The organism is Anaerofustis butyriciformans (assembly GCF_036289385.1).
Taxonomy (GTDB): Bacteria; Bacillota; Clostridia; order Eubacteriales; family Anaerofustaceae; genus Anaerofustis; species Anaerofustis butyriciformans.
Map to the genome: position 1 here is coordinate 1 of NZ_JAYFFH010000013.1, position 4,921 is coordinate 4,921.

The following is a 4,921-nucleotide window of genomic DNA, read 5'->3' on the forward strand; positions in this document are numbered from 1 at the left end:
TGATTCTTCGGAAGATTTTATAAGTGGAAAGTGGCGAACGGGTGAGTAACGCGTAGGTAACCAACCTCATACAGGGGGATAGCCCAGGGAAACTTGGATTAAACCCGCATAAGACCACGCTATCGCATGATAAAGTGGTAAAAACTCCGGTGGTATGAGACGGACCTGCGTCTTATTAGGTAGTTGGTGAGGTAACGGCTCACCAAGCCGACGATGAGTAGCCGACCTGAGAGGGTGATCGGCCACATTGGGACTGAGACACGGCCCAGACTCCTACGGGAGGCAGCAGTGGGGAATATTGCGCAATGGGGGCAACCCTGACGCAGCAACGCCGCGTGAGCGATGAAGGTTTTCGGATCGTAAAGCTCTGTTCTGAGGGAAGATAATGACGGTACCTCAGGAGAAAGCCCCGGCTAACTACGTGCCAGCAGCCGCGGTAATACGTAGGGGGCAAGCGTTGTCCGGATTCACTGGGCGTAAAGAGCACGTAGGCGGTTAATTAAGTCAGGTGTGAAAGTTTTCGGCTCAACCGGAAAAGTGCACTTGAAACTGGATAACTTGAGTATCGGAGAGGTAAGCGGAATTCCTAGTGTAGCGGTGAAATGCGTAGAGATTAGGAAGAACACCGGTGGCGAAGGCGGCTTACTGGACGATAACTGACGCTGAGGTGCGAAAGCGTGGGGAGCGAACAGGATTAGATACCCTGGTAGTCCACGCCGTAAACGATGAATACTAGGTGTTGGGGTAACTCAGTGCCGCAGTTAACACATTAAGTATTCCGCCTGGGGAGTACGCTCGCAAGAGTGAAACTCAAAGGAATTGACGGGGGCCCGCACAAGCAGCGGAGCATGTGGTTTAATTCGAAGCAACGCGAAGAACCTTACCAGGTCTTGACATCCTTTGACCGTCTAAGAGATTAGACTTTCCTTCGGGACAAAGAGACAGGTGGTGCATGGTTGTCGTCAGCTCGTGTCGTGAGATGTTGGGTTAAGTCCCGCAACGAGCGCAACCCTTGTGTTTAGTTACTAACATTCAGTTGAGGACTCTAGACAGACTGCCCTTGAAAGAGGGAGGAAGGTGGGGACGACGTCAAATCATCATGCCCCTTACGACCTGGGCTACACACGTGCTACAATGGTCTGTACAAAGGGTTGCGAAGCAGTGATGCCTAGCTAATCTCAAAAAGCAGATCTCAGTTCGGATTGCAGGCTGCAACTCGCCTGCATGAAGTCGGAGTTGCTAGTAATCGCGAATCAGAATGTCGCGGTGAATGCGTTCCCGGGCCTTGTACACACCGCCCGTCACACCACGAGAGTTGGTAACACCCGAAGCCAGTGAGCTAACCAATAGGAGGCAGCTGTCGAAGGTGGGATCAGTAATTGGGGTGAAGTCGTAACAAGGTAGCCGTATCGGAAGGTGCGGCTGGATCACCTCCTTTCTAAGAGTAGAAAAGTGACTCGACTCAAATCTTTCTCTTTTAATCTATTGTAAAATTGAATGACCAACTAATGGGGGTGTAGCTCAGTTGGGAGAGCACCTGCCTTGCAAGCAGGGGGTCAGGAGTTCGAATCTCCTCATCTCCACCATATATGAAAATGTGTGGGGGCTTGTAGCTCAGGTGGTTAGAGCGCACGCCTGATAAGCGTGAGGTCGGAGGTTCGAGTCCTCCCAGGCCCACCATGAAGTTTAAGGATTAAAAGTAAGGTATTAGAAATAGTATCTTAGTTTTAACTCTTAAAGAGTTGAGAGATAATTGAAAATTGCATAAGTAGAAAACACGAAAACAAGTATGATTACGAAACGACAAAGAAAAGAAAGTTTGGTTAAAAACTATAATTTCAAGACATTTTGTAAGAATATATCTTAGGATCAAGTTATTAAGGGCATAAGGTGAATGCCTTGGCATCCAGAGCCGATGAAGGACGTGATAAGCTGCGATAAGCTACGTTAAGCTGCAAATAAGCTTTGAGGCGTAGATTTCCGAATGGGGCAACCCACTATGTGAAGACATAGTACCACCAGGTGAATATATAGTCTGGTAGGAGGGAACCCGGCGAACTGAACCATCTAAGTAGCCGGAGGAAGAGAAAGAAACATCGATTCTCCTAGTAGCGGCGAGCGAACGGGGACCAGCCCGTGTATTGAGAGATATAATGTTTAGCTAAAGTGTATGGGAAGGCACACCAAAGAAGGTTACAGTCCTGTAAGCGAAAAGCATTATGTAGTAGATACACCAAGCGAGTACCACGGGACACGTGAAACCCTGTGGGAATATGGGAGGCCCACCTCCCAAGGCTAAATACTACTGGATGACCGATAGAGAATAGTACCGTGAGGGAAAGGTGAAAAGTACCCCGGGAGGGGAGTGAAATAGAACCTGAAACCTTATGCCTACAAGCAGCCAGAGCGCAAGTGATGGTGTGCTTTTTGTAGAACGAGCCAGCGAGTTACGGTGTGTAGCGAGGTTAAGCTGTTAAGCAGCGAAGCCGCAGGGAAACCGAGTCTGAATAGGGCGAAAGTTGCATGCTGTAGACCCGAAACCGTGTGATCTACCCATGTCCAGAGTGAAGCGAAGGTAAAACTTCGTGGAGGCTCGAACCGGTGTCTGTGAAAAAGGCTCGGATGAGGTGTGGGTAGGGGAGAAATTCCAATCGAACACGGAGATAGCTGGTTCTCCCCGAAATAGCTTTAGGGCTAGCGTGTGACGATGAATAATGGAGGTAGAGCACTGAATTGGCTAGGGGGCGTATTGCTTACTGAACCTTATCAAACTCCGAATGCCATATATTTTAGTCATGCAGTCAGACTGTGAAAGATAAGTTCCATGGTCGAAAGGGAAACAGCCCAGATCTTCAGCTAAGGTCCCAAAATTCAGATTAAGTGGGAAAGGATGTATAATTGCTAAGACAGCCAGGACGTTGGCTTAGAAGCAGCCATTCATTTAAAGAGTGCGTAATAGCTCACTGGTCGAGTGATTATGCGCCGAAAATAACCGGGGCTAAAATCTGATACCGAAGCTAAGGATTAGTTTATACTAGTGGTAGGGGAGCATTGTGTAAAGGGTGAAGCCGAAACGTAAGTATCCGGTGGACGTTACACAAGAGAGAATGCTGGCATGAGTAGCGAAAGTGCAGTGAGAATCTGTACCATCGAAAACCTAAGGTTTCCCGGGCAAGGTTCGTCCCCCCGGGGTTAGTCGGGACCTAAGGCGAGGCCGAAAGGCGTAGTCGATGGACAACTGGTTGATATTCCAGTACCGAATATGTTTGTTTGAGAGATGGAGTGACACAGGAGGATAGGTTATCCCAGCTGTTGGAAATGCTGGGTCAAGCAGTGAGGGTGTTAAGTAGGCAAATCCGCTTAACGTAAGCCTGGGCTGTGATGAGTACCGAAATATAGTAGGGAAGTAGCTGATTTCACACTGGCGAGAAAAGCTTCTATTGAGAACATGTTCGCCCGTACCGTAAACCGACACAGGTAGGTGAGGAGAGAATCCTAAGATGAGCGAGAGAAGTGTTGTTAAGGAACTCGGCAAAATCACCCCGTAAGTTCGCGAGAAGGGGTCCCTGTGAGAGCAGGGCGCAGTGAAAAGGTCCAGGCGACTGTTTACCAAAAACACAGGTCTATGCAAAATCGAAAGATGAAGTATATGGGCTGACGCCTGCCCGGTGCTGGAAGGTTAAGGGGATCTGTTAGCGCAAGCGAAGCAGTGAACTTAAGCCCCAGTAAACGGCGGCCGTAACTATAACGGTCCTAAGGTAGCGAAATTCCTCGTCAGGTAAGTTCTGACCCGCACGAAAGGCGTAACGATCTGGACACTGTCTCGACAACACACTCGGTGAAATTGTAGTACCGGTAAAGATGCCGGTTACCCGCGACCGGACGGAAAGACCCCGTAGAGCTTTACTATAGCTTGGCACTGAATTTCGGTATTGTATGTACAGGATAGGTGGGAGACTTAGAAGCTAGGACGCCAGTCTTGGTGGAGTCGACCTTTGGATACCACCCTTATAATGCTGGAATTCTAACCTGATACCGTAATCCGGTATAGGGACACTGTCAGGTGGGTAGTTTGACTGGGGCGGTCGCCTCCTAAAGAGTAGCGGAGGCGCCCAAAGGTTCCCTCAAAATGGTTGGAAACCATTTATTAGAGTGTAAAGGCAGAAGGGAGCTTGACTGCGAGACAGACACGTCGAGCAGGTACGAAAGTAGGGCTTAGTGATCCGGCGGTTCCGAGTGGAAGGGCCGTCGCTTAACGGATAAAAGTTACCTCGGGGATAACAGGCTTATCTCCCCCAAGAGTCCACATCGACGGGGAGGTTTGGCACCTCGATGTCGGCTCGTCGCATCCTGGAGCTGAAGCATGTTCCAAGGGTTGGGCTGTTCGCCCATTAAAGCGGCACGCGAGCTGGGTTCAGAACGTCGTGAGACAGTTCGGTCCCTATCCGTCGTGGGCGTAGGATACTTGAGAGGAGCTACCCCTAGTACGAGAGGACCGGGGCGGACTAACCTCTGGTGCACCGGTTGTCACGCCAGTGGCATAGCCGGGTAGCTAAGTTGGGACGGGATAAGCACTGAAGGCATCTAAGTGCGAAGCCCCCCTCAAGATTAGGTATCCCATTCTTTGTGAAGTAAGAGCCCTGATAGACTATCAGGTTGATAGGTCGCATGTGTAAGTACAGTAATGTATTCAGCTGAGCGATACTAATTGCTCGAGGACTTGATCTAAAGATATATGAACTTGTTAAAGAACTTATGCAATTTATAATTATCTCTTAATGAAGAGTTAAATGAAATAGTTTAATTCCTCGTGACGATAGCGACGGTGTAACACCTGTAAACATTCCGAACACAGAAGTTAAGCCCGTCCACGCCTAGAGTACTTGTCTGGAGACGGACTGGGAGGGTAGGTAGTCGCGGG

At 49.3% G+C, this 4,921-nt stretch carries 2 tRNA genes and 3 rRNA genes; all 5 read left to right on the plus strand.

The features are described 5' to 3' along the window. A 16S ribosomal RNA gene (locus V2W16_RS11060) occupies positions 1–1,438 on the plus strand; the annotation flags it as partial. A 72-nt stretch (positions 1,439–1,510) separates the two neighbouring features. Next, positions 1,511–1,586, plus strand: a tRNA-Ala gene (locus V2W16_RS11065). Between the two features lie 17 nt (positions 1,587–1,603). Beyond that, positions 1,604–1,680: transfer RNA gene (locus V2W16_RS11070), tRNA-Ile, on the plus strand. Positions 1,681–1,867: 187 nt separating this feature from the next. Further along, a 23S ribosomal RNA gene (locus V2W16_RS11075) occupies positions 1,868–4,728 on the plus strand. A 78-nt stretch (positions 4,729–4,806) separates the two neighbouring features. Next, positions 4,807–4,921: ribosomal RNA gene (rrf, locus tag V2W16_RS11080) — 5S ribosomal RNA — on the plus strand; the annotation flags it as partial.